This window comes from Candidatus Darwinibacter acetoxidans (assembly GCF_041936445.1).
GTDB lineage: Bacteria > Bacillota > Limnochordia > Darwinibacteriales > Darwinibacteriaceae > DTU010.
The window spans coordinates 1-2,473 of sequence record NZ_JBHGXH010000212.1 but is presented as its reverse complement, the minus strand read 5'-3'; the positions used below and the strand labels follow the sequence as shown (position 1 = coordinate 2,473).

The following is a 2,473-nucleotide window of genomic DNA, read 5'->3' as shown; positions in this document are numbered from 1 at the left end:
ATAATCTTTGGTGTATAGTTTTGTTTGCATAACTAAATTATACCAGGGTACGGGCTCCTTCGCGAGCCCGTATTCTCGTTATTAGACAAAAAAGGGCCGTGCAGGATGAACTAATCAACGTTCATTCTGCAACAGCCCCTTCCTTATTGGTATCAGCTTTCTTTGTAGCGCAGCCAGCGCAGGATCTCCTTGGGAGTGGCGCTTTTGCCGTACATGAGCATGCCCACCCTGAAGATTTTGGCAGCGGCGCGCATGGCGGCGTAGGAGGTCACCAAAAGCAGGGCTCCCGAGGTGAGCAGCTGCCAGAGGGGAACGACCGTAAGCCCGCTGCGCAGCATCATAATGGTCGAGCTGGTCAGGGGAAAGATGCTGGCAAAGACCGCCATGGAGCCGTCGGGATTGTTGAACACCGGCCCGATGAAGAGGAAGGCCAGTATGGGCAGCATCACCACCAGTCCCTGGGCGTTGCCCGCGCTCCGCACATCTTCCATGGTGGCCCCCAGGCCCACAAAGAGGGCGCTGTAGAGGAGGTAGCCGCCTAAGCCAAAGAAAAGGATGGCCGCCAGGTTTACCCCCCGCAGGGCTTCCAGCAGGGAAAAGTCGAGGAAATAGATGGCGAGGGGCAGACCCAGTACCAGCCAAAAGCCCAGCTGGATCAGGCCCAAAATGAAGTGCCCGATGATCTTGCCCTGCATCAAGGCACTGGGGCGGATGGAGGAGAGCACCACCTCCGCCATGCGGTCCCGCTTCTCCTGCAGGGCGCTCTGCATGAGCATGGCCGCGGAAGAGAAGATCAGGAAGAAGATCAGCATGGCAAACACGCTGGAGACCACAAGGTGCATGGCCTCAGGTTCCAGTTCTTCCTCCAGGGGAACCTGCCTAACCTGGGCGGGTGCGGTAACAAAGGCCAGCTGCTCAGGGCTCACCTCCGAGAGTTCCAGGCGCAGGTGCTGCAGGAGCGCGCTGAGTGCCTGGCGCAGGGTATTCATGCTTTGGGTGTTGCGGTCGTTGTAGAATAGGTCCAGCTGGCCGCTTAGCGGGAAGCTCTCATCCAGGATAAAGTAGCCGCGGGCCTTACCCTCCTTCACCAGCTGGGCGAGGTCCGCACTGGCACTCTGCTTTTCCAGCACGATGTTTTCAGGCAGAAAGGCCTGGAGCGCCTCGGCGGCCCCCAGCTCGTCCACCACATAGTAGGTGGTTGTAGCCGGCTGATTCCAGCGCTCCAGAAGCACAGGCACCACGATGAACAGCGCCATGATCAAGGGCGTGATCAAAAGGCCGATGATGAACTGCTTGTTGGTGAGGTTGCGCAGAATCTCCCACTGGGCAACTTTCCAGCTATTCTTCATGGCCGGCACCTCCTTGGGCTACCCGCACGAAAATGTCGTGCAGGGTGGGGCGGTTGATGGTCAGCTCATGGATGGGCAGATCCGCGGGCAGGCTCTGCACAAACTGCAGGGGCTGCACTCCTTCCCGGAGGATATAGCGGTAGCTGCCCTGGTTCAGTTCCTGCCAGGTTTCCACCAGCTCTTCCCGGACCTTTGGCTTTAGACCGGGGGGCAGCTCCACATCCACCCGGAAGCTGCCGTAGCGTTCCCTGATGGATTGGAGGTCGCCCTTGACCACTTCCCGGCCCCTATGGATGAGGAAGATCTCATCGCAGAGCTCCTCCACGATGTTCATCTGGTGGCTGGAAAGCAGCACCACCGCCCCGGCATTGGCCAGCTCCCTGATTTCCGCCTTAAACAGGTCCTGGCTCACGGGATCCAGGCCGGAAAAGGGTTCGTCCAGCACTACGAACCTGGGTTCGTGGAGCACCGCGGCGGCAAACTGCACCTTTTGGGCCATACCCTTGGAAAGCTGCTCCACTGTTTTGTGAGCGTATTCCTCCAGGCCAAACTTGCGCAGCCAGTGCAGGGCCCGCCTTTTTGCTTCCGGCCTGGGCACATTTTTCAGGCCGGCCAAAAACACCAGGACGCTTAGGACCTTGGCCTCCCTGTACAGGCCCCGCTCCTCCGGCAGGTACCCAATGGCGGACCGGGGGATACCCTGGGTTTGGGAACTTCCCTGCCGGAAAAACACCCCGCCGCGGTCCGGAGCGGTGATGCCCATAATCATGCGGAGAATTGTGGTTTTGCCTGCCCCGTTGGGGCCTAAAAGGCCCAGGATCTTGCCCTGGGAAGCGTGAAAGGAGACATCATTCACCACGGCAACGGAACCATAGGTTTTGCTAATCCCTTCTACATAAAGACCGTCCATGCTTGTCCTCCCCTTGGCAGCGTTACCAGTTATTATAGCACAGAACCAGGGGAATTCGTGAAAAATTTCCAGAGGCTCATTGTAGAATGAAATGCAACACGAAGAAATGAATGGAACCACAGCCAGAAACCCTGTATGATGTTGGTAACCAAACTAACACGATACGGAGGGTTTAGCTATGGTTCCTGAACATAAGAATACCACATCTCGCCGC

The 2,473-nt window shown here is 57.7% G+C and carries 1 protein-coding gene and 2 pseudogenes; 1 reads left to right on the top strand and 2 read right to left on the bottom strand.

Annotation, left to right across the window (positions count from 1 at the left end):
• Positions 1-98: 98 nt before the first annotated feature.
• Positions 99-272, top strand: a pseudogene (locus tag ACE4YL_RS08190) (hypothetical protein); the annotation flags it as partial.
• Between the two features lie 3 nt (positions 273-275).
• Here the strand turns inward: ACE4YL_RS08190 and ACE4YL_RS08185 are convergent.
• Together ACE4YL_RS08185 and ACE4YL_RS08180 are read right to left on the bottom strand one after the other, a co-directional pair.
• Positions 276-1,349: pseudogene (locus tag ACE4YL_RS08185) on the bottom strand (ABC transporter permease); the annotation flags it as partial.
• Entirely contained in the window at positions 1,339-2,259 is a 921-nt protein-coding gene (locus ACE4YL_RS08180) for an ABC transporter ATP-binding protein (RefSeq protein ID WP_461365094.1), read from the bottom strand. The gene ACE4YL_RS08180 and the pseudogene ACE4YL_RS08185, both read right to left, overlap by 11 nt.
• Positions 2,260-2,473: the final 214 nt, after the last annotated feature.

Coding starts and splice junctions, on each gene's coding strand:
- ACE4YL_RS08180 (WP_461365094.1), bottom strand. CDS start 2,259: ATGGACGGTCTTTATGTAGAAGGGATTAGCAAAACCTATGGTTCCGTT.